Source organism: Halorubrum sp. CSM-61 (genome assembly GCF_003781945.1).
In the GTDB taxonomy this organism is placed as follows: domain Archaea; phylum Halobacteriota; class Halobacteria; order Halobacteriales; family Haloferacaceae; genus Halorubrum.
The window spans coordinates 1-21,639 of the sequence record NZ_RJJW01000013.1; the positions used below are offsets into that span (position 1 = coordinate 1).

A 21,639-nucleotide genomic window follows, 5' to 3' on the forward strand; every position below is an offset into this window, starting at 1 on the left:
CGTATACACGGTCGGCAGAACCACCGACACAGGCGTCTCTCTCGGAGTGAGGGAGTCTCGGTTCGAGACCGAGAGTCGGCATAAAGGCGGCCACAGCGGTGGGGAAACACCCGTACCCATTCCGAACACGGAAGTTAAGCCCACCAGCGTACCGGGAAGTACTGGAGTGAGCGATCCTCTGGGAACCGCGGTTCGCCGCCTGCCCAATCATTCGGGAGAATACTCCCGCTTTCAGCCCACGGACGCAGCGTCCGTGGGCTGTTTTCATGTGTAGCGAGCGGTAGCGCCCTCCACACGCGACCGCTAGGCTTAAACGCTCGACTGCGGTACGTTCGATAGCGCCAAGGTGGCAGAGTCTGGTCAGACGCAGCGGCCTGCAGAGCCGCCCAACGCCGGTTCAAATCCGGCCCTTGGCTTTTTTGAACTCCGTTTCGACTGCGTCTCAGAAGTCGCCGGCGTCGAGCACTTCGTGCGGGATGTTCTCGTCGCGGAGCCGCGCGGTGTGTTTCGGTAGTTGATCGGTCGTGACCACCAACAGCACGTCCAGCCCTCGCACCGCGGCTTCGGCGACGGCGTCGGCCGTCCCGAACCGGATGTCCGGGTTCGCGTCCGCCTGCGTCGCGAGCGCGTACGCCTCGGTGCCGGCGACGGCGAGGAGGCCCTCCGACGGGCGGATATCCGAGAGTATCTCGGAGGCAACCGACGCGGCGTCCGTGACGGCCGGAACGGGGAGGACCGTGACGTAGCCGGTGTCGTAGTCGACGACGCCTTCGAAGTCCGCGACGCCGACGGCGTCGCCCGTCGCGGCGGCGGTGACGGTGACCGCCGTCGCCGTCCCGCCCGCGGGATTCGCGTGGAGGACTCCGTCGCGCATGACGAGACCGACGTCGCTCCCCTCGGAGACGTCGTCCATCGCGATCGCGGCGTCGACGTCGACGCTCCCCAGGACGTCCGAGTTGACGCGGTCGAGGTACGTCTCTAGGCTGTCGGTTCGGGAGATCAGCCAGTCGACGCCCTCCTTCGTCACTCCGTATCGTCCGCGCCCTTCCTTCTCGACGTAGCCGTGCTTCACGAGATCTCTGACGTAGTCGCTGACGGCCTGCGACGTCACGCCGATCGCGTCGGCGATCTCAGTTTGGCTCACTGCGGGTTGCCGGGCGGCGATTTCCACGAGGACTTGGTACCGGGTCGCGTCGCGCTTGCTGTCGAGAACTTCCGGTGGCGTCGCCCTCTCGGGATCCGTCATTGTTGGGGATCGGTGGTGCACAATTAAAGTACTGTTGCAGAGTCTATCCGCCAAGCGGATTCTACGGGAGACTCTACGACGTTAGTGAATATTTACTTGTATTCGATCTGTTTTGGTTGTCTCGTGTTCGGACCTACTTGCGCTCGATCGGGAACGCACCGTCAACCGTTGGCGACCGTCTACCGTCGGAACCGCGTTGTCGGGGGCTTTACTCCGCCTCGGCTTCGCGGTTCGAGAGCACGGCTTAGTAACCGTTATACACCGGGTGACCCATGCTGGAACTATGCAACGACGCGCTGTGGCCGTGTACGCCGCGCTCTTCCTTCTCGTCGCGGGCGTGGCGGGTGTGCTCACTGTGACGGCTGAGAGTCCGGAGGTCGCGTTCGAGAACCCCGACCACGAACTGTCCTCCGGTGACACGTTCGAAGTGGACGGCACGGAGTACGTTGTCGCCGAGATCTCCGAAGTCGAGGAGGGAGGAGGCGGCCACGGTGGGAGCGCCGAGACCTCGGTCGTGGCGACGATCGAACAGGGGAACGAAACGATCGAGGTCGAAGACGAGTCCACGGTAACCCTCGGTGAAACGGACTTCGTCGCGAACTTCCCCGACGGTACCTCGACGCTGACGCTGTCGTCGGACATGGATGAGTACGAGGCGCAGGTCGCGGGGATCAATCAGTTCGAGCAGTACAACTCGGGACTGACGCGCGTGCTGATTCTCTCGCTGTTCTCGGTCGTGCTCCTACTCGCGGCGGCGTTCGTCCCCTCGCGGTACTGACTCTCTCGCTGCGGTCGCTTCTCTCTTTTTTTCACGGTTTCCGTTCGGTCGCCGTTCTTGTCCCGGTTCCCTTCCGTCGTCTCGTCGCGCTCGATCGACGGCCTCGTCAGCGACCGGCAAGCTATACCGTTCGGACCCGTTACGAGGCGTATGACCGAGACCGATACCGCGGAGAAAGTCCGTCAGCTCGCCCCCCACTGGGGTGTGATGTTCGTCGTGATGTTCGTCGTGTTGGCGATCGCCGAGCGCGTCGTCGGGTCGCTCTCGTTCCTCCCGTCGATGCTCCTCGTGTTCCTCGTCGCGTTCGGCTATCCGGTCGTCGTTCGAGCGCTCGGAGTCGCCCCCCCGGTCTGGGAACGGTCCTAAGTCCTCGGCTCGACCAACCGCGTCCCGCCCCGGTTCGTCGCGATCACTCCTCGGCGGAGTTCCGGAACGGGGCGGCGAGCCGCCGGCCGTACGTGGCCGAAACGGCGCCGAGGACGAACGAGACGACCGCGGCGACCGCGATCCACAGGGTGTTCGGGTGTTCGAGTCCGGAGTGTAGCAGGATCTCCATGTCCTTCGGTTCGCGCTGTCCGGATTAAGAAGTTCGCTTCGGCGGCGACGCCGTTTCGGTGGCGGTGTTCGCACTCCGTCGAGGTCCCAGCGGGCTCCGACGTTCGGCCGGATAACACCGATGTCAGCGGGTGGCCCGGCGGTCCCTTTCGCTTTTATACGTGTTCGACTCGTTGGCAGTGGTATGAGCGACGATATCCCGGCTCCGGTCACGCCGGAGCGTCCGGACGCACCGTTCCACACCACCGGCACCGATCACATCACCGTCTGGGGGAGCAACGAGGCCGACACGATCGCGTTCTACCGCGACCTGCTCGGCATGCCGCTCGTCCTCCGTCAGCCGAACCTCGACGACCCCTCGCAGACGCACCTGTTCTTCGACACCGGCGACGGGCGCATCCTGACGTTCTTCGTGAGCGACGACCGCCCCTCGGCCCGCGGTCAGCGCGCCGGCACCGGCGCCGTTCACCACCTCTGTTTCAGCGTCGACCCCGACGAGTACGAGGACATCATGGCGGCTCTCGAGGAGGCCGGCAAGGGGTACAACGTGTTCGACCGCGGGATATTCCACTCGATCTACACCCAGGACAACAACGGCCTCGTCATTGAGCTCTCCTCGGACAAGTACGAGATCCCGGACGACCGCAAGGGCGAGGTGCTCGCGACCGCCCAGCGCATCCGCGAGGAGGACGGGGCCGACTTCGCGCAGGACCGCCACATGGAGGCCGCCTTGGAGGAGCTCGGACTGCCGGTGAACAAGTACGACCTCCCCGACGCGGACGCGGGCGTCGGCGTATGAGCCGGGGATCGCCGCACGCGGGCGACGACCCGCACGCGGGCGAGCCGCTGGTGACGGCCGGAACCCCGGTCGACTCGGCGGACGCGGCCGTCGTCCTCGTCCACGGTCGCGGCGCGACCGCGCGAAGTATCGTCGAGTTCGGGGAGCAGATCGCGGGCGACGGCGACGTCGGGCTGTCGCCGGCGGCTTCGCCGCCGGCTGCCAGAGAGACCTCCGGTCTCTCACTACTCGCCCCGCAGGCGGCCGCCAACACCTGGTACCCGAACTCCTTCCTCGCCCCCGTCGCGGACAACGAGCCCGGCCGGAGTTCCGGACTGCGGGCGGTCGGCCGAGCGGTCGCGACCGCGACGGACGCGGGGATTCCCGCCGAGCGCGTCCTTATCGGTGGCTTCTCGCAGGGCGCCTGTCTCGCGAGCGAGTTCGTCGCGCGGAACCCGACGCGGTACGGCGGGCTCGCGGTCCTGAGCGGCGGGCTCATCGGCGAGTCGATCGACCTCGACGACTACGTCTCCCACGCCGCGGCCGAGACCGACGGAGACGCCGCCGACGCGCTCGCGGGAACGCCGGCGTTCCTCGGCTGCAGCGACGTCGACCCGCACATCCCCGAGGAGCGGGTCCACGAGACCGCCGAGGTGCTGGAGGCGCTCGGCGCGGACGTTGACGAGCGGATCTACGAGGGGATGGGTCACGGGATCAACGAGGAGGAGACGGACGCCGTCGCCGCGCTGGTCGCGGACCTGGCGTAGGCCGGTACCGACCCGGCCCGTCGGACCGTTTCCGTCCGCTCGTCACGCCAGCCAGTCGTCGGGCTTCGTGTCGTAGTCGATCTCGTCGGCCGCGATCCGCTCGCGGATCTCCGGGTCGAGGTCGTGTTCGGTCACCTCGCCGCCGTCGTACTGGAAGCGAACGCCGACCTCCTCGCCCTCCGGCTCGGTGCCCCGCCGCTTGGCGCGTCGGAGCGCCTCCTCGGAGTACTCGACGCGGACCGTCGCGAGGTTCACCGGACGGCCCCACAGCTCGAAGACGCGCTTCAGGGTCTCCTTCGCCGCCGCCTCGTCGAGGGCGACCCCGTTATACCGGTGGCCCAAGAGGAGCTCCCCCCGGTTCCGGAAGTTGCCGTCGAGCACGACGACCGTCGGCTTCCCGAAGTTCGTGAACCGCAACAGGAGCTTCTTCCGCACGTCGTCGGCGTCGACGCTGGCGACGCGGTGCTGTTCGGTCGCCCGGCTGTACTCGTAGGTGAAGTAGTTCCCCTCGCGCACGAACTCGTCGGTGAGGAACGCGTCGATGAACGTCACGTCGTTGTGGCTCTCGCGGACCTCGAGCATTCGGTCCCAGCCGGCCGCACGATTGACGTCGTCGAGCGCCTCCTCGACGGTCGCGTACCGGTCGACGTCGAACATGTACCGCGCCCGCTCGGCCAGCGTCTCCCGCGAGACGTTCCGGAGGGCGCTCCGGTGTTCCGGCCGCGACAGGACGTAGTGGCGCTCGGCGAGCCCCTCGCGCGTGAGCAGCTTCCACGGGTAGCGCTCGACGTCCGGGCCGGCGTCGGGAGCGGTCTCGCCGTCGCCGTCGGTCGCCGGCCGCTCCCCGTCCCGCGCGGAGAGCGCCCGATCGACCGCCTCGGCGTCGACGCGCGGGTCGCCGTCGGCGGCGAGGTCGACGAGCTCGTCCAGCGTCGCCGGCCCCGCCCCGGCGATCGCCGGATGGGGCTCGAGCGCGTTGGCGACCTCGTCGAGGTCGATTTCGGAGTGGAAGTTCTCGGGCGTCACCCCCTCGACGCGGAGCAGCCTGTCGATCACGTCGCGCCGGGCGGCCCGCAGCTCGACGTGGGTCCACAGCTCGAACCCGAGCTTGTAGGGGTTAAGTCCGGGCGACCCGAGCACGCGGGACATGTGGTCCGCGTACGTGAGGAACTCGTCGGGGCCGGCGAACCCCTCGCCGCCCATCATAACAGATTCCCAATATGTTGCCCATCCCTCATTGAGCACCTTCGTCTGCTTCTGTCCCGCGAAGTAGTACGCCTCCTCGCGGAGCGCGTCGATGACGGTCGTCTCCCACGGCTCGCGGTCGACCGCCTTCCCGCTGTCGGGGTCGTACCGCTTCCCGTGGTCGCGGAGGAACGCGAGCACGTCCGGGCGCGGCTCCTCCGGCTCGACGCCCTCCCCTCTGGCCTCGAGCCACTCGTCGTCGAACACGTCGCGGCGCACCTCCTCGGTGAGGTCCAGATCCGCGATCCGGTCTTCGATCGCGGCGAGCGCGTCGCCGTCGGCGTCGCTCACGTCCTCGGCGATCCCCGGCCCCTCGACCGACCGGGCCGCGTCGACGGGGCTGTGCTGGTCGATCGTGTCCTCTAACGCGCTCACGGCGTCGATCAGGCGTTCGACCACGTCTCGGTCGACCCCCGAGCGGTCGGCGATCGCGGCGATCCGGTCGGCGTTGCGCTCCAGTCGCGCCGCCGCGTTCGGTCCCCCCTCGCCGCGGTCGGCGTACAGCCCGAACCACCGGTTGTTCGCGAAGAAGTCGGCGTGCGCCTCGACGTGGGTGATCACGGCCTTCTGGTCGGCGGGCGCGTTCGACTCCTGGAGGAACGCGTGGCTCGGGTCGTCGTTGTTGACGATCTCGAACGCCTTCCCGAGGCCGTGGCGGTCCTTCTTCCGCTGCCGCTCGTAGTTCATCCCCCAGCGCCAGTGGGGGTACCGCCGCTGGAAGCCGCCGTACGCGATCAGCTCGTTCATCTCGTCGTGGTCGACGACCCAGTACCGCACCGGGTACGGCTCCAGCCCGAGCCGTTCGGCGAGGTCGCGGGCCTCCGTCGCGGGCTCGTCGAGCGACGCCGCCTCGCGTTTCGCCTCGACGCGCTCGTCTCTCATCGGCGCTCACCCCCGTCGGTCCGCTCGCGCGCCGCCTCGCCGGCGGTCGCGCCGCCGCCCTCGGCCTCGGTGCTGAGGATCTCGTAGATGGCGTCGGTCACGTCGTCGGGCTCCGACACCCGCGCGACGGCGACGTCGTCGGCGTCGCCGAGCGCGTCCTCGACCTCGTCGGCGTGGCGCGCGTTCGCCGCGGCGCCGCCCGGCTGGGTCTCCACGTACGCGTGGAGGTTGGCGTCGATCGACTCCATCAGCGGGATCACCGATTCGGTCGTGTCCCTGCCGGCGTTCTCGGAGTCGCCGGCCGCGAACACGTAGCGGTTCCACTCGTCGTAGGGGTACGCTTCGAGGATCTCCGCGACCAGCTCGTAGGCGCTGGAGATCTTCGTCCCCCCGCCCGACTGGATCCCGAAGAACTCCTCGCGGTCGACCTCCCACGCCTCAGCGTCGTGGACGACGTACCGGAACTCCGCGGCGTCGTACTTCCCGGTCAGGTACCAGTCCATCGGGGTGAACACGCGCTCGACAAGCTCGCGTTTCGTCTCGCGCATCGAGCCGGAGGCGTCTCGGACGTTGACGACGACGACGTTGCGCTCGCGCTTCTCGATCACCTCCGGGTGGCGGAACCGCTCGTCCTCCCGGCGGAAGGGGACGCTGTCGAGCCCCTCCCGCCGGATCCGGTGCGTGGCGGGCTCGCGGTCGACCTCCTCGTCGAGTTCGTCGAAGCTCTCCCACCGATCCAGCGCCTCGACGGGCCCGCCGTGCTCGTCGACTGCGGTGGCGGCCGCGTCGGCGATCCACGCCCGCGAGACGGGAATCCCCTGATCACGCGCCCACGCGAAGGCGTCGTCCACGTCGGCGCCGGCGACGCGGAGTCCCTCCCGGACGTACGCCTCGTCGAAGTCGGTCGCGAGGTGGCGCTTCAGCCCGCGCTTGAAGAACTCGTCCACGTCGAGGGTGCCGCGCGGGCCGGAGCGGGCGGTGTCGGTGAAGTCGCCCTCCGTCTCCTCGACGACCCGCTTCCCCTTCGGTTCGAGGTCGAGCCCGAGCTCCTCGTCGAGCTCGCGCGCGAACTCCTCGGGGTCCATCTCGTAGTACTCGTGCTTGCCGCCCTCCTCGCCGGGGTCGCCCTCCTCGTCGCCGGGCTCGGGTTCGACCGGCTGGCCGGGCTGCGACTGCCCGCCCTGTCCCTGCCCGACGCCGCCGGCCTCCCGCCGGTCGTACTCGAACTCGGGGAGGTCGACGATCTTGACGGGGATCCGGACCCGGTCGGGGCCGGAGCCGCCCAGGTCGCCGTGGCTGATGAACTCCGAGAGGTCCTCGCGGCGCTCCTCGCCCACCTCGCGGAAGCGCTCGCGGTCCTCGGTCAGTCCCACGTCCGACCACCCCCCTTCCGGCCGCCGCGGTCGTCCCTCGGCCCGTCCGAGGCGTCCGCGTCGGGCGCGTCGCCGTCGGCGGCCAGTCCCGCCCACTCGTCGCGGACGCGCCGCATCACGGCGCGGCTCGCCAGCTCGGCCGACGCGGGGCTGTACCCGCGGTCGACGAGCCGGTCGATCGCGGCCGCCTTCACGCGCCCCGTCTCGGTGTCGGCCGGCGGGTCGGCCCACTCGGCGGGGTCTAAGTCCGGGAACCGCCGCTTCACGCCGGCGAGGTCGTTCGACTCCAGCACCGCCTTCAGCTCCGGGATCTCGGCGAGCTCGACGTCGTCGACGCTGAACGCGTCGCCGCGGTTCCGCCACGCGTACCGGGTGAGCGCGCGGATCACCCGCTCGCGCCGGAACCTCGCGACAGACTCGCTCGGGTCCGTCCCGCGGTAGTCGCTCTCGTCGAACCGGCCGAGCGTCTCCGTCTCGAACACCTTCATCGCGAGCGCGTCCGGCTCCTCCGGGCCGCGCTCGGTCTCGACCGGCTCGTCGGCGTCCCACGCGTACACGTGCTCGACGTACTCGGCCACGGTCGCCTCCGGCACGGTCTCCTCGGCGAGGACCGCGTCGACCACGTCCGCCCGCTGGCGCTCGCGCACGCGCTCGGCCACGGGCGACCGCCGGCTCTCGAACTCCGCGACCTCCGACCGCGAGAACACCGGCGCGTCGGAGAGCCCCTCGGCCATCGCGTCGAGCACGTCCGTCGGCGTGATCACCCGCTCGACCGGCAGCTCCGGGTGGCTGCGGTCGGCGTCCGCCCCCAGGAGCTCCGCGACCACGTCGCGGACGTAGGTGACCGGGAGTCCGTTCCGGCCGTCGCCGTCGCCGAACTCGACGTCGTCGACGGCGATCCGCTCCTCCTCGCCGCCCCGCTCGCGCCGGATCTCGCCGGCCTCGTACAGCTCCGCCTTCTCGACGAGGTCGATCCCCGCCGGGAGGTCGTCGGTGTCGAGCCGCGTGACGACCGCGTACAGCGCGGCCGCCCCGACCGCGTGGGGCGCGAGCTCGCGCTCCGTGACCCCGCCGTCGCCGTCGCGGACGCCGATCGTGAGCGCCGCCGCGCCGGGCTCGCTCGCGGGGTCCCGGGCCGGGTCGCCGTCGCGCTCGGCCGGGTCGTGCGGGGCGGACTCGACGCCCTCGTCGCGTTCGACCCCGTCGACCGTCGGCACGCCCCGCGGTCCGCCGACCTCGCGCCGCAGGAGCTCCGCCTCCAGCCGCCGGTTCGTGAGGTAGCGGAACTCGTGGCGGGTGAGGCGACGCTTCAGCGCCTTCAGCGGGTCCGCCCCCTCGCGCTCGGCGTGGCGGTTGAGCTCGGCGTCGAGGTCGGGGTTCGAGATGACGACGAGCTGGGTGTCTACGTCCATCCCGATCCCCTTGTCGAGCTTCACGCGCCGCTCGTCGGGGACGTTGAGGAGCCGGCGGAGGAGGTCGGCGTGCTGGCTGGCGTCCTCGACGACGGTCGCGACCCCGTTCCCCTGCGAGAGCACGCCGTCGTAGCTGAACGCCTGCGGGTTCTTCCGCCCGCGCGAGTCGAGCTCGCGGAGCATCCCGCCCATCCACGAGCCGACGAGCCGCTCCTTCGGGCTCCCGTCGTCCTCGGCGTGGAGCACGCCGATCCCCTCGCCCACGTCGACGACGTAGCTCGTCACGCGCAGGTGGTCGCGGTCGGTGATCGCCGAGAACAGGTCCCGGCGCCCCTCGTCGCGGTACGCGGACTCCAGGTGGTCGTACGCCTCGCGGCTGAACGGGTCTAGGTCCACGTCGGCCGCGATCGGGTAGTCGTCGTCGTCGACCGCCTCGGCGATCGACTCCCGGACCGCCTCCGGGAACACCGAGAGGGGGTGCGTCTGGACGGGGCTCCGGTACCACGCCCCGGCGTCGCCGCCGTCCCCGTACGAGAGCGACGCGGCGCCTCCCCCGCCCCCGCCGCCGATCCCGCCACCGGCGCCGGTGACGTTCCACTCGACGGTGTAGCGCCGCCCGGCCTCGGTCTTCGAGAACTCGCGGAGGCCGTTCACCAGACAGCGCTTGAACTCCGACTTCCCGGTGGCCGTGGGGCCGTCGATCCACACGATCGTCTCGTCGTTGCCGCGCCCCGCGGCGGCGGCCCGGAGATCGTCGACGAACGCGTTGAGCGCCGCGGTGTTGCCCAGCACGGCGTGTTCCCCGTCGTTGAACGGGTCGTCGAAGAACCGGTAGCGCTCCAGTCGCTCGCCGCGCTCGCGGACCTCGCGCGTCCCCCGCGACTCGACGGCCGCGAGCAGGTACCGCGCGCCGGAGGCGGCCGCGGTCGGGTTCTCCAACACCCGGTCGACGTACTCCTCGAGGCTCATCGGCGGGTCGTACGCCCCCCGGAGCGTCTCGTCGGCGTCGCGGACGAACGCGTCCCCGTCCGGCGTGTCGCGTTCGGTCATCTCAGTCCCCGCCGTCTTCGATCTCCGAGCGGGCGACGGCCGCGCCCGCGTACTCCAGCACCTCGGCGGCGCCGTCCTCGGAGTAGCCGCGGTCGACGAGGGCGTCGACCCACGCGCTCCGCTCCTCGTCGTCGAGGTCGGTCGCGGAGACCAGCGCCGAGAAGTTGATGTTGTGCTTCTTGTCCTCCCAGAGCTTGCGCTCCAAGGCGCGCCGGAGCCGGTCGTTCTCCCGCGGGTCGAAGCCGCGCCCCTCGCGGGCGCGCCGCGAGACCCAGTTCGACACCTCCTGCCGGAAGTCGTCCTTGCGGTCCGAGGGCACGTCGAGCTGCTCTTCGACCGCGCGCAGGAACGTCTCGTCCGGCTCGGTCTCCCTCCCCGTCAGCTCGTCGTCGACGGTGTCGTCGTCGATGTACGCCATCACGTGGTCCATGTACTTCTCGCCCTGCCGGCGGAGCTCGTCCACGTCGTACGCCAACGCGTGTCGCACGTCCTCGATGGCGCGTTCGCGGTACTCCTCGCGCACGGTCTCCAGGAGGCGCTCGTAGCGGTCGAGGTCCGACTCCGCGATCGATCCGTGGCCGCCGAGGTTCGCCTCGAAGTGGTCGAAGACGGACAGCGGCGAGAGGTAGTTGCGGTCGCGGTGGGTGGCGTCCATGATCGCCTCGGCGATCTCGTCGCCGACGAACCGGGCGGAGATGCCGTCCATCCCCTCGCCCACGTCGGCGGACTCGGCGGCGTCCTCCCGGAGCTTCCGCCGATCGATCTCCTCGTCTTCCAGCTCGCCGTTGTACACCTTCGCCTTGTCCAACAGGCCCACCGTCTCGTCGGTCGGCTCCTCTAACCGGGTGAGCACGCCGAAGAGCCCGGCCATCTCCAGGGCGTGGGGCTCGACGTGGACGTTGGGCACGTCGGCGTTGTCGAGCATCTTGCGGTAGATCTCCGCCTCGCTGTCGTACTCTAACACGTAGGGGTAGTCGATCCGCTTGGTGCGGTCGTTGAACGCCTCCATCTTCTCGTCGCCGGTCTTCTCGCGGTACTCCGGCATGTTCGTCCGGCCGACGATCACCTGATCGATGTCGATCCGGGGGTTGTTCTTCGGCTTGATCGTCGACTCTTGGGAGGCGTGGAGGAAGTCGTAGAGGAACTCCCGCTGGAGTTTGAGCAGTTCCTCGCCGGAGAACAGCCCGCGGTTCGCGTTACAGAACGCGCCGGCGTAGTCGAACGCGCGCGGGTCGGACTCGCCGTACACCGCGAGCTTCGCGTAGTTGACGTCGCCGGTGAGCTCCGTCTCGTCCTGGTTCTTCTTGTCCTTCGGCTCGAACGTCTCGATGCACTCCCGGCGGTTCTCGTCGGCGACGAGCCGGACGACCTCGACGTGCTCTTCTAAGACGCGCTCCAGGTCGTCGTCGTAGTGCGCGAGCAGCTCGTTCAGGTAGAACTCCGAGGCCGGGTCCGGGTGCTGGTCGTTCCTGAGGGTGTAAGGGGCGTCGAGCCGCTCGTTGATCTCGTCGATCACGCCCTCGCGCTGCTCGCACGGGACGAGCACGAGCGGGTCCTGATTCATCGGCGAGCGCACCGCGTCGTCGCCGGGGTCCTGGTCCTCGATCACGGAACACAGGTCGACCCAGCGGAAGGTGTACATCCGGCCGGCCTCCTCGCGGGTGTACGCCTCGAAGTACCGGCGGACCAGCCAGTCGAAGTGCGACTTGCCGGAGCCGACGGGGCCCAACAGGAGCTTGATCCGCTTTTCGGGTCCGAGGCCGCGGGCGCCGGATTTCACCTTGTTGACGAACTCGTGGATCGCCTCGTGGACCTCGCGGCCGTAGAAGACGTTCTCGCCGTCGTGAAGGGGGTCGTCCGCGGCGAGCCCGTACTCGACGACGCCGCGTTCCTCGTCGTATCGGGTGCCGTAGCGGTCGAACATGTCCGCGACGCGCTGGTGGGCGTTCCGCGCGATCCGCGGCTCCTCGTACAGCGCGTCGAGGTACCAGTCGAACGAGCGGGGTTCCCGGAGGTCGTCCGGGACGTTCGTCCGGTACTCCTCGCTGAGCCGTTCGAGCGTGTGTCGGTCTGGCATTGTATCTGGTCTCTGATTGCTCGGTCGGGCGGCGACTCGCCGCGGGCCCCTCGACGCGCGGCCGCACGGCTCTGCGTGCCTGAAACGACGGCTCATCGAGCCGCGAACGCCGCTGTCGTCGAGGACGACCCGGGACGGATCGCCGTTCGCCCGTAACCGAGGCTATATGTATGGGAGGGATTCGCACGCATAAGTGTGTCGCCCGTTGGCATCTCTCGTACTACTTCGACCGTCTTCGGTGACGCGGTTTGACTCCCCTTAGCGGCCGTGAAACTCCCGTTTCGGCGTTTCGCCCGGCCCGGATCCCCATTCCCTCGGTTCTCCATCGTTCCAGATCCCCACTCGTTCGGATCTCTGCTCGTTCGAACCTCCGCTCGTTCGGATCCCCGATCGCGGACGGAACCGGAAACGCCGCCCCCGGAGCGCAGTCTTTTGCCGGTCGCCGTCCCACGACCGGTGTGACGTTCAGCATCTGCGTTCGCGAGCGGTACACGGACGACGACGGCGGCGACCGGATCCGGTACGGCGTGGCGGTAACCACGCGCCTACCGGGGGTCGGGACGCTGTGTCCGTTCGCGTCGGCGGACGGCGCGGTGGCGACCCAGTCGCTCGTCAACGTCGAGCTGGGGCGGAAGGGAATCGAGTACCTCGCCGACGGGCTCGCGGTCGACGACGCCTTGGAGGCCCTCTTAAACGCCGACGAGGGGAAACCCCAGCGCCAGCTCCACGGCGTCGACGCCGACGGGACCTTCGCGTTCTCCGGCGAGGAGTGCAACGACTGGTACGGCCACGTCGTCGGCGAGAACTACACCGTCGCGGGCAACCTGCTGACGGGCGAGGACGTGATCGACGACACCGCGGCCGCCTACGAGTCGGCCGCCCACGGCGACGCCCCGTTGGCCGAGCGGCTGATCGACGCGCTCGCGGCGGGCCACGAGGCCGGCGGCGACAAGCGGGAGGACCTGGCGGTCCAGTCCGCGGCGCTGCTCGTGACGAACACCGAGGAGGAGGCCGACGACCCGTACTACAACGACCTCCGCGTCGACGCGAGCGAGACGCCGGTGGCCGACCTCCGCGAGACGTACGAGACGGCCAAGCGCGGCTACGAGACGGTGGTAGCGAAGTACGCGGACGACGAGGAGTAGGTCGGCGCGGGTCCTTTTAGAGGTCCAGCCGCGCGATGATCGGCAGGTGATCGGAGGGGTACCGCCCCCGGTCGTCGCGGTCCGCGAGGGTCGCGAACGCCTCGACGCCCACCTCGGACGAGACGAGCGCGTGGTCGATCCGCCGCCCGTCGATCAGGCGCGCGAAGTCGGTGAGGCTGGTCTCCGGGCCGTGTCGGAGGTCGGCGGCCGCGGCCGCGTCGCGGAGGCGGAGTCGGTCGCCGTCGGTCGGCGCCGTGTCGGACTCACCCGCCGGACCGTCGCCGACGAGGATCCGATGCGGATCGGACCCCGGCGTGCAGTTGAAGTCGCCGACGAGGGCGACGGGGGGCGTCCCGTCGGTTTCGGCTTCCTCTCCTCTCGCCGCGTCTCCCGCGATCTCCGGGAGCCGCTCGCGAAGCAACCGCGCCGATTCGCGGCGCGCCCGCGCGCTGACGTGGTCGAAGTGCGTGTTGACGACGAGGAGCGCGGCGTCGCCGTCGACCGCGCGGACCCGCGCCCACGTCGCGATCCGCGGGTAGTCCGCGTTCCAGCCGGTCGACGGCTCGCCCGGCGTCTCGGAGAGCCAGAACGTGTCGCGGTCGACGACCGTCCAGCGGTCCGTTCGGACCGCGATCGGGCACCCTTCCCCCTCACCGTCGGCCTTGCGGCCCCGACCGACGAACTCGTAGCTCGGAAGTCGCTCTCGCAGGTCGCGGCGCTGGTCGGGCAGCGGCTCCTGGAAGGCGGCGACGTCCGGGCGGTGGAAGCGGACGAGCCGACCGACGGCGTCCCGGCGATCGTGCCAGGCGTCGTGGTGGTCCCCGCGGTTGGCGTAGCGGACGTTGTAGCTCAGCACCCGAATCGCGGTCATTACCGTGGGACTCGCAGGCGAGGTGATTAAAAGACGCGGAGCGATCGCGAATACGTGTGATACAGTTTCGGCCGTTGCGGTGTGGTCGACTCGGTCGACCGTTTATAAGCGGTTGCTGGTAGATCGACGGTGAACACCTTCAAAGCCCCAGCCGGTCGGCAGTACGTGATCGGCTCCTCCGCGATGACTACCTCCAAAGCCCCAGCCGGGAGGCCGACGTACGCTCGCTGTCGTTCGAAAGGCGCGGAGCGCCTTTCGTGATGACGAGAGAGCTTCGCTCTCTCGAACCACGCGCTTCGGTCGCTCGCGGTGCTCGCTCCCTGCAGTGCTTACGTCGCCTGCGCCGGCCTCCCGGCTGCCCCTTTGAGTCCCACCCGCACCGCACAGCACCTCTCACCTCCCCAGCCTCGTCGGTGGTCCTCCGCTTCGCTCCGGACCACCGACTCCCTCGCGCGTGCTCCTCGCGGCCTGCCGGCCGCTCGGAGGCACGCGCCACCGCCTCGTTCATTTATAAATAGCCGTGGCGATCGCTGTCGTCGTTTATAAGCAAAATCCCGCTCGCGCCCGTCTACGCCGAGAACTCGTACAGCTCATCGCCGACGTGGTGGATCGACTCGACGACCTTTCCGCTGTCGCCGGCCATCTCGTCGCCGTCGACCATCGCGCGGCCGACCGCGAGCACCTTCTCGTGGGTCTCCTCGGCGACCACGACGAGGTCGCCCTCGCGGATCTCCGGGTCGGCCTCGACGATGCCGGGGCGCATCACGTCGGCGCCGTCGGAGACGAACGAGATGGCGCCCGCGTCGACCGTGACGATCCCCGTCTCCGGCTCGTAGTCGTTCGCGCCCCGCACGGTGAGGAACGGCTCGTCGTCGTCGACGTAGAACACCGCCGGCTCGCCGTCGACGAGGACGAGCTCGTAGTCCGCGTCCACGAACTCGACGAACTCGAAGGTGTCCCCGTCGATGTCGACGCCGAGGTGGTCGGCGACCGCCTCGCGGATCGCCGCGATGTCGTCGCTCCGGAGGTGGTGCCGCGATTTCACTTCCATGCGGGTCCAGTCGACCGCTCGGCCGATAAATGGACCGCTCCGTCGGTGGTTGGCGATCGAGGTACCGGCAGCGTCGGGGCTCTCACCCGATTGGACCGATCAAAACGGCCTTATGCCACCTCTCCATATCCGTTCGTATGCTCAATCCGCTCATCGCGAACATCGCGAACGTCCCCGCGATCGCTCTCGGGGCGCTCGCGACGCTGCTCGTCGTCTTCGTCAGCTCGCTGAAGGGGACGGGCTGGGAGCCCGCGACGGACATCTCGGATGAGGTTCTCGAACGCCGCGCCGCCACGGTCCCCGAGACCGAGTTCCCCGAGCCCGGAAACCGCGCCGTCGGCGGCGGCGGTGGCGGCGGTGCGATTCCCGCGGGCGGCGCGGACGGCGAGGGAGGCGAGCTGGAGGACGGCGAGTCCGGCGGCTCCGGCCCCGGCGACATCCCCGAAGACGAGGTCGAGTACTTCGAGGTCGAGTTCGTCAAGCAGGGCGAGACCGTCGAGCTCTCCAACGACGAGCCCATCCTCGATCAGGGCGAAGACGAGGGGTGGGACCTCCCGTACGCCTGCCGGCAGGGCCAGTGCGTCTCCTGTGCCGGCCGGATCGCCGACGGGCCGAGCGAGGACTTCGTCGAGCACGACAACCAGCAGATGTTAGAGGAGGCCGAGATCGACGACGGCTACACCCTGACCTGCGTCGCGTACCCCCGCGATTCGTTCTCCATCGAGACCGGCGAGGCGCCGTAGGCGTCCCGTAGATTCCCCCGCTCTCCCTCTCGCTCCGTTCCGTCCGTCGCCCGTTCGCGACACCCTTTTTCGCCTCTCGACCGAACGATCGCTATGTCCCTCATCACGGTCCTCGGCGCCGGCATCGCCGCGCTCTTCGCCGCGGTCGCGACCGCGCTCGTCTACCGCGACGCCGAGCGGGTCGGCGTCGACCTCGGGTCGCCGCGCCTGTGGGCCGCCTTCGTCCTCGTCACGTCCGGCGTCGCCGCGGTCACCGTCCTCCTCGTCCCCGACGCGCCGCTCCCTGGCGTGCTCGTGATCGCGGCGCTCGGGCCGCTCCTTTACCTCCTCGAACGCGACGACTCCATGCACGGCGACGACCCCGCGGACCCGACCCGGCTCCCCAACGACGGGGACGACCGAGACCGTCCCGAGGAGTGATCTGACTCTCTCCCGAAGGATCGACGGTGATACAGTTCCTTTCTCGTTCTCGCCGTGCTCGCAAACCGCAAGCTTCCATAGGCTCGGCCGCCAAGACGTGGCAATGAGTGACGAGAGCCTCGCGGACCGGGTCGAGGAGTGGATGGTCGGACAGATGCCGATCATCCAGATGCACGGCGGCACGAGCGTCGTGCGCGAGGCGAACGCCGAGACCGGCGAGGTCGTTGTCGAGCTCGGCGGCACCTGCTCCGGCTGCGGCATCTCGAACATCACCGCCGACAACATCCGCCGCGACCTGATCATGGACTTCGACGAGGTGGAGAACGTGACGGTGCGAACCGCCTCCTCCGGCGATCAGGGCGCCTCCACCGTCGAGGGCGGCCGCGGCGGCGAGCTGAAACACGAGACCGAGTCCGCGAACCACTTTTAAACCGATCCGGCGGCTACGGCGCGAACTGGCCGACGCGAGCGCGTCGCCGTCGTCGCCGCCTCACAGCGCCTTTTCCAGCGCCGACGCCACGCTCCGCGCCTTCTCCGCCAGCGGCTCCGGCACCTCCCCGGCGGCCTCCGCCTCCCGCAGCTCGTCGTCGTCGAGGCGTTCGACGGTCCCGTCGGGGAGCTTCACCACGTCGACGTGGAGGTCCACGTAGCGCGCGGCGTCCGGGAACAGCTCGACCGGGGTACAGACGTTGACGTAGGTCCCGCGCACCGTCCCGTCGCGCCCCCGGTACGTGGTCGGGTACCACCACCGGCCCTCCTTCAGGCTCGTCTCGGCGACGTCGCCGGCCTCGCGGGGCACGCCCAGCCCGTCGTAGGTCCCGCCGCCGGTCATCTCCCGCTCGACCGTCACCGAGCCGTCGGCGTCCACCGCGGTCACCGTCGCCTCGCCCAGCGTGATCAGCCGCCCGTCGGGCTTGCCGTGTTCGAGCCGGAGCGCGTCGCCCTCGGCCGGCCCGAACGCGTCGGTCACGACCCCGAACGGGAACGCGGCGTCCGCGTCGGGCTCGCAGAGCGCCTCCGCGAGGTCGACCCCCGCGGACGCGTCAGCCGACCCCGCCTTCACGCGGTGGTGGCCCGGCATCGTCGCGGTCGCCTCGCGGCGGCGGTCGTCGAGTCCGAACCGGCTCTCGCGGCCGAACCACGCCCAGACGCCGGCGTTCGGTGTCGCCAGCGGCTCCTCGCGGACGAGGTCGGACCCGTCGAGGACGCCGACGCCGCCCGCCGCGTCGACGGCGGCGTCGAGCCCCTCCGCGGCCGCGACCGCCCGGTCGAGTCCGGCCTCGAGCTCCTCCGTGTCCGCGTCGACGGCGGGCGGCTTCCAGACGGCGCGCCACCCCTCCGGCGGCTCTAACCCGAGCAGGTCGAGCATCCCCGACAGCTCCCGGGCGGCCTCGTCGTTCCGTACGTCGACGCGGGTGCCGGAGCCGGGTTCGAGCGCGACGAGCCCGCCGCCCGCCCGCAACGACCCGTCCAGATCCGGGCGGCGGTCGGTCCACGGCGCCGCGGACTCGCGCACCTGCACCCGGACCGGATCGCCCGTCTCGATCCGGTCGTCGACGCTCCCGTACGGGAGGTACCCCTCGGCGGTCCTCGCGGAGCCTTCGGCGCTGTCGCCGGCGGCGCTCTCGTCTCCGCCGACGCGAAGCCGCACCACCGCACCCCCGCCGAGCGTCTCGGTCACCTCCCCGTCGAGGACGGTTCCGGGAGGGGTCGGATCGGCCCACGCCAGCGCGTCGAGTCCCGCGTCGGTCAGGAGGTCGCGGAGCGACCCCACCGCGTCCGGGTCGCCGTGCGCGCCGACGCCCTGTCTGTCCGCCGTCGTCGCGATCCGGGCGTCGGGCGGCGCGCTCTCGAACTCGGCGTCGAAGCGCCGCCGGATCGGCGGGGAGGCGTCGACGACGTCGTGGCCCGCCTCGAGCAGGACCCACGTGAGCGCCGTCGCGTAGATGCCGCGCACGCGGGCCTTCATAACTCGTCGGCGTCGCGCGCGAACCGGACGCGGTCGTGGACGGTCGCGCCGAGCGAGAGCTCGACGAGGACGGGGGTCTCGTCTCCTTCTGGGGTATCTCCCCCCGCCTCCGCCGTCCGCAACACCCGCCCGCCCTCGACCGGGACGCCCCAGCCGTCGAGCGAGAGGTAGCCGCGGAGGTCGCTCCCGTGGGTGAACAGGTCCACGTCCGCCGTCGCGTGTTCCTGGATCTCGGCCGCGCTGTGGGCCATCTCCATGTCGGAGTGGTAGGGGCCGTCCGGCGCGAAGAACTCCCGGAGGCGGTCGGCGTCCTCGTCGACCAGCTCGGCGACCCGGTCGGACGCCGTCGCGATCGCGTCCGTGCCCAGTCCCGCCTCGCGGAGGGCCCGCTGGGTCCGTGCGTCGAAGTGCATACCGCCCCTTCGGTCGCGGCGGTTTCAATACTGTCGGGTCGTCGCGTCGGCCTCGGTGACGGCTCGATCCCGAATTCTGGCCGGGCTTAAGTCGCCCCGGCCCGAAATCGGTGCCATGCCATCACGGTCAGATCCGGTCGAGTCGCGCGCCGACGACGACCGCGACCTCTACGACATCGCCACGTGGGAGGAGCGCACCTCCCTCGACGGGCTCTCGGTCGCGTTACACTGGCTCATCACCCGGTCGGCGAAGGCGTTCGTCGTCTTCGTCGCGCTCCTCGGGCTCCTCGCGATCCTCGGCTCCTTCGGGCTGGGGCTCGTCTTCGACCCGGCGGTCGCGATGCTCGTCGGGCTCTCCGCGGTCCCGGCGCTCGGGCTCGCCGCGTACGTGTACGTCTCCGACGTGACCACCGGGGAACCGCTCTCGCTGCTCGTGGCGACGTTCCTGCTGTCGATCCTGACCGCGACGTTCGCGGCGGTCCTCAACGACCTCGCGCAGCCGTACTTCCGGCCGCTGGGGTTCCCCGGGCTCGTCCTCTTCTTCTTCGTGATCGTCGGTCCGGTCGAGGAGACGGTGAAGCTGCTCGCGGTCCGGCTGTACGCGTACACCGACGACCGGTTCGACGCGGTGATCGACGGCGCGGTGTACGGCGCCATCGCCGGGCTCGGGTTCGCCGTCATCGAGAACCTGGTGTACATCGCGCAGACCGTCGATCTGGGGGAACTGTCGCTCGGTCTCGCCACGCTCGGCGCCGGCGACGGGATCGCCGCGCTGCGCGCGCTCGCCGGCCCGGGACACGTCATCTACTCCGCGTTCGCGGGGTACTACCTCGGGCTCGCCAAGTTCAACCCCGAGAACCGCGGGCCGATCGTCGTGAAGGGGCTCGTCATCGCCGCCGTGATCCACGCGCTGTACAACTCGCTCGTGGGGCCGGTGACGACGGTGCTCTCGCTGGCGACCGGGCTCCCGCAGCTCGTCTCCCTGTTCGTCTTCGTGATCGTATTCCAGGGCGCGTTCGGGTACGTCCTCTTGCGGAAGCTCCGCCGGTACCGGGACGCGTACCTCGAGACGCGGGACGCGGTCGATCCGGACGTCCAGCCCGAGATGACCGAGTTCGAAGATTGACCGGGCCCGTCGCTGGGGCGGCGTTCCGCTCGTCCTCGTCCCGGCGGCGACTCGACCTCACCCCGGCGGGGACTCCACCCGGGACCGGTCGCCCGTGCCCCCGGTGAGCGCGCTCGCGAGCGCCCCCTTCACCACCACCTCGTCGCCGAGCTCGGTGATCCGCACCTCGGGGACGTTGATGAACACCATCTCGGCGAGCTTCTCGCGGATCGGGTCGAGCACCCGCTCGGGGTTGTTGAGCGCGACCGCGCCGCCGACGCTCACGACCAGCGGGGCGTACGCGTGGATGACGTTGGCGACCCCCATCGCGTTCCAGTGGGCGACCTGCTCGATCACGTGGTCGGCGAAGGTGTCCTCGCCGGCCGCCTCGAACACGTCGATCGCGGAGAAGTCGGGGTCCTCGATCGGAAGCGAGGTCTCGATAGGGTCCTCCTCGTGGAGCTCGCGCGCGTACTTCGGGATGTTGTTGCCCGAGCAGTACCCCTCCCAGTGGCCGTCGAGCCCGCACCCGCAGGTCATGAAGCCGTGCGGGTCGACCGTCATGTGACCGACCTCGCCCGCGTTGCCGTCCCACCCCGAGAGCACGTTGCCGTCGACGGCGACGCCGGCGCCGATCCCCGAGGAGATGGTGAGGTACACCATGTCGTCGGGGTTGCGCTCGGAGTGGAACCGCTCGCCGATGACGCCGGCGATGGTGTCGTTGTGGAGGTGGACCTCGTCGGTGTCTAAGAGCTGCGAGACCGGTCCGACGAGGGGGATCCGCTCGACGGTGTCCGGGAGGTTCGCCGGTCCCTGCACGACGCCGGCGGCCAGATCGAGGGGCCCGATCGAGCCGATCCCGGCCGCGACGACCGCGGTCGGGTCGATACCGGCGTCGTCGCACGCGCCGCGGACCACGCCGAGGACGGCCTCGGTGACCGCGATCCCGTTCGGCCCGCGCGGGGTCCCTCGCGAGTCGGATCCGAGGACCGTCGCGGTCTCGTCGCCGACGACCGCTCGGACGTTGGTCGCGCCGAGGTCGACGCCCACGTAGTACATCGGATAAAACAGCGAACCGATATCACTTAAGCGGGACGCTTCAGGGGACACGCGCCGGTGCGTGTCGCCCTTTATTCCGTGTATATTCGGCGCCTAACGGCCGTAAAACGCGGACTGAGAGATTACGATGCCGAGCGCACGAACGTCACCGGACACGGCGACGAGAGGATGACCTCCTGCGCGACGCTCCCGAAGACGGCCTTCCCGGTCGGCGACCGACGGCGTCCGCCGACGACGACGCGGTCGGCGTCGACCGCCGCCGCCGCCTCGACGACCTCGTCGGCGTGGTCGCCGACGGCGCCGCGGACCGAGTGCGACACGCCGGCCTCGGTGAGCGCCTTCGAGAGCGCCCGCGTGGTCGTGTGTCGCTCGGCGACGGCGTCGGGGGTCGACCCCTCGCTCGATCCGTCGACGCCCAGCCGCGACCTGACCTCGTCGAACTCCTCGTCGGTGAACACGTGGGTCAACACGATCTCGGCGCCGGCGGGCTCGGCCATCGCGATAGCCTCCTCGGCGAGCTGTTCGGCCTCTTCCTCGTCTTCCGTTCCGACCGCTAGCATGACTGTCTCGATGCTCATACTTCCCCTTCGTCCCCCGATGGCTTAAAGTCACCGAAGATTAACTCAATATCGAATAAACTTTTACACCGATCGATCCTGACAGTCATCGGATCGATGGTACCGCCGCTGGCGACACGCAG

The 21,639-nt window shown here is 69.9% G+C and carries 21 protein-coding genes, 1 tRNA gene and 1 rRNA gene; 11 read left to right on the top strand and 12 right to left on the bottom strand.

The annotated features are described in order from the left end of the window. Positions 1-82 precede the first annotated feature (82 nt). A 5S ribosomal RNA gene (gene rrf, locus EDM04_RS17190) occupies positions 83-204 on the top strand. Between the two features lie 136 nt (positions 205-340). Continuing rightward, a tRNA-Cys gene (locus tag EDM04_RS17195) sits at positions 341-416 on the top strand. 26 nt (positions 417-442) lie between these two features. Here the strand turns inward: EDM04_RS17195 and EDM04_RS17200 are convergent. Further along, entirely contained in the window at positions 443-1,246 is an 804-nt protein-coding gene (locus EDM04_RS17200) for a MarR family transcriptional regulator (RefSeq protein ID WP_123624273.1), read from the bottom strand. A 298-nt stretch (positions 1,247-1,544) separates the two neighbouring features. Between EDM04_RS17200 and EDM04_RS17205 the strand changes: the two genes are divergently transcribed. Continuing rightward, a complete protein-coding gene (locus EDM04_RS17205; protein WP_123624414.1) occupies positions 1,545-2,024 on the top strand; it encodes a hypothetical protein in 480 nt (159 codons plus the stop codon). Positions 2,025-2,174: 150 nt separating this feature from the next. Then, positions 2,175-2,390 (top strand): hypothetical protein, encoded by a 216-nt coding sequence (locus EDM04_RS17210; protein WP_123624275.1) that lies wholly within the window; start codon positions 2,175-2,177, stop codon positions 2,388-2,390. 43 nt (positions 2,391-2,433) lie between these two features. Here the strand turns inward: EDM04_RS17210 and EDM04_RS18635 are convergent, their stop codons facing one another. Further along, on the bottom strand, positions 2,434-2,580 hold the full coding sequence (locus tag EDM04_RS18635; protein WP_164471162.1) for a hypothetical protein: 147 nt from the start codon (positions 2,578-2,580) through the stop codon (positions 2,434-2,436). A gap of 183 nt (positions 2,581-2,763) precedes the next feature. On the opposite strand from EDM04_RS18635, the gene EDM04_RS17215 reads away from it, so the two are divergent. Together EDM04_RS17215 and EDM04_RS17220 are read left to right on the top strand one after the other, a co-directional pair. After that, a complete protein-coding gene (locus EDM04_RS17215; protein ID WP_123624277.1) occupies positions 2,764-3,378 on the top strand; it encodes a VOC family protein in 615 nt (204 codons plus the stop codon). Continuing rightward, positions 3,375-4,124, top strand: coding sequence for an alpha/beta hydrolase (locus EDM04_RS17220; protein WP_123624279.1), 750 nt, complete (start codon positions 3,375-3,377; stop codon positions 4,122-4,124). The genes EDM04_RS17215 and EDM04_RS17220 overlap by 4 nt, the downstream gene beginning before the upstream one ends. A 42-nt stretch (positions 4,125-4,166) precedes the next feature. On the opposite strand, the gene EDM04_RS17225 is transcribed toward EDM04_RS17220, so the two are convergent. From EDM04_RS17225 to EDM04_RS17240, 4 genes are read right to left on the bottom strand one after another with little or no spacing between them, the layout of a single operon-like run. Next, the gene (locus tag EDM04_RS17225; protein ID WP_123624281.1) at positions 4,167-6,251 is read right to left on the bottom strand and encodes a SpoVR family protein; all 2,085 of its coding nucleotides are present in this window, start codon (positions 6,249-6,251) and stop codon (positions 4,167-4,169) included. Then, a complete protein-coding gene (locus EDM04_RS17230; protein WP_123624283.1) occupies positions 6,248-7,624 on the bottom strand; it encodes a DUF444 family protein in 1,377 nt (458 codons plus the stop codon). Before EDM04_RS17230 ends, EDM04_RS17225 begins: the two co-directional genes overlap by 4 nt. Further along, entirely contained in the window at positions 7,615-10,086 is a 2,472-nt protein-coding gene (locus EDM04_RS17235; protein ID WP_123624285.1) for a kinase anchor protein, read from the bottom strand. The genes EDM04_RS17230 and EDM04_RS17235 overlap by 10 nt, the downstream gene beginning before the upstream one ends. Before the next feature lies 1 nt (position 10,087). Beyond that, positions 10,088-12,163: a PrkA family serine protein kinase gene (locus EDM04_RS17240; RefSeq protein WP_123624287.1), complete on the bottom strand. Its 2,076-nt coding sequence runs from the start codon at positions 12,161-12,163 to the stop codon at positions 10,088-10,090. A 458-nt stretch (positions 12,164-12,621) separates the two neighbouring features. Here EDM04_RS17240 and EDM04_RS17245 point away from each other — a divergent pair, with 458 nt between their 5' ends. Further along, positions 12,622-13,308 (top strand): DUF1028 domain-containing protein, encoded by a 687-nt coding sequence (locus EDM04_RS17245; protein ID WP_123624289.1) that lies wholly within the window; start codon positions 12,622-12,624, stop codon positions 13,306-13,308. A gap of 16 nt (positions 13,309-13,324) precedes the next feature. Here the strand turns inward: EDM04_RS17245 and EDM04_RS17250 are convergent, their stop codons facing one another. Both EDM04_RS17250 and EDM04_RS17255 read right to left on the bottom strand, forming a co-directional pair. After that, positions 13,325-14,179, bottom strand: coding sequence for an endonuclease/exonuclease/phosphatase family protein (locus tag EDM04_RS17250; protein WP_123624291.1), 855 nt, complete (start codon positions 14,177-14,179; stop codon positions 13,325-13,327). Positions 14,180-14,747: 568 nt separating this feature from the next. Next, a complete protein-coding gene (locus EDM04_RS17255) occupies positions 14,748-15,230 on the bottom strand; it encodes an RNA-binding protein (protein ID WP_123624293.1) in 483 nt (160 codons plus the stop codon). A 137-nt stretch (positions 15,231-15,367) separates the two neighbouring features. Here EDM04_RS17255 and EDM04_RS17260 point away from each other — a divergent pair, with 137 nt between their 5' ends. The 3 genes from EDM04_RS17260 (at position 15,368) to EDM04_RS17270 (ending at position 16,823) form a co-directional block, all read left to right on the top strand. Continuing rightward, positions 15,368-15,973 carry a 2Fe-2S iron-sulfur cluster-binding protein gene (locus EDM04_RS17260; RefSeq protein WP_123624295.1) on the top strand — a complete coding sequence of 202 codons (606 nt, stop codon included), beginning with the start codon at positions 15,368-15,370 and terminating at the stop codon, positions 15,971-15,973. 93 nt (positions 15,974-16,066) lie between these two features. Continuing rightward, the gene (locus EDM04_RS17265; protein WP_123624297.1) at positions 16,067-16,393 is read left to right on the top strand and encodes a hypothetical protein; all 327 of its coding nucleotides are present in this window, start codon (positions 16,067-16,069) and stop codon (positions 16,391-16,393) included. Positions 16,394-16,496: 103 nt separating this feature from the next. Further along, positions 16,497-16,823, top strand: coding sequence for a NifU family protein (locus EDM04_RS17270; protein ID WP_123624299.1), 327 nt, complete (start codon positions 16,497-16,499; stop codon positions 16,821-16,823). Between the two features lie 60 nt (positions 16,824-16,883). On the opposite strand, the gene EDM04_RS17275 is transcribed toward EDM04_RS17270, so the two are convergent. Together EDM04_RS17275 and EDM04_RS17280 are read right to left on the bottom strand one after the other, a co-directional pair. Next, positions 16,884-18,362, bottom strand: a complete 1,479-nt coding sequence (locus EDM04_RS17275) for a DUF402 domain-containing protein (RefSeq protein WP_123624301.1) — start codon at positions 18,360-18,362, stop codon at positions 16,884-16,886. Next, positions 18,359-18,775, bottom strand: coding sequence for a hypothetical protein (locus EDM04_RS17280; RefSeq protein WP_123624303.1), 417 nt, complete (start codon positions 18,773-18,775; stop codon positions 18,359-18,361). Before EDM04_RS17280 ends, EDM04_RS17275 begins: the two co-directional genes overlap by 4 nt. Positions 18,776-18,890: 115 nt before the next feature. On the opposite strand from EDM04_RS17280, the gene EDM04_RS17285 reads away from it, so the two are divergent. After that, a complete protein-coding gene (locus tag EDM04_RS17285) occupies positions 18,891-19,901 on the top strand; it encodes a PrsW family intramembrane metalloprotease (RefSeq protein ID WP_123624305.1) in 1,011 nt (336 codons plus the stop codon). A gap of 57 nt (positions 19,902-19,958) precedes the next feature. Here EDM04_RS17285 and EDM04_RS17290 read toward each other — a convergent pair whose 3' ends face one another. Both EDM04_RS17290 and EDM04_RS17295 read right to left on the bottom strand, forming a co-directional pair. Further along, a complete protein-coding gene (locus EDM04_RS17290) occupies positions 19,959-20,939 on the bottom strand; it encodes an ROK family protein (RefSeq protein ID WP_123624307.1) in 981 nt (326 codons plus the stop codon). A gap of 122 nt (positions 20,940-21,061) precedes the next feature. Beyond that, positions 21,062-21,517 (bottom strand): universal stress protein, encoded by a 456-nt coding sequence (locus tag EDM04_RS17295; protein WP_123624310.1) that lies wholly within the window; start codon positions 21,515-21,517, stop codon positions 21,062-21,064. Positions 21,518-21,639 lie beyond the last annotated feature (122 nt).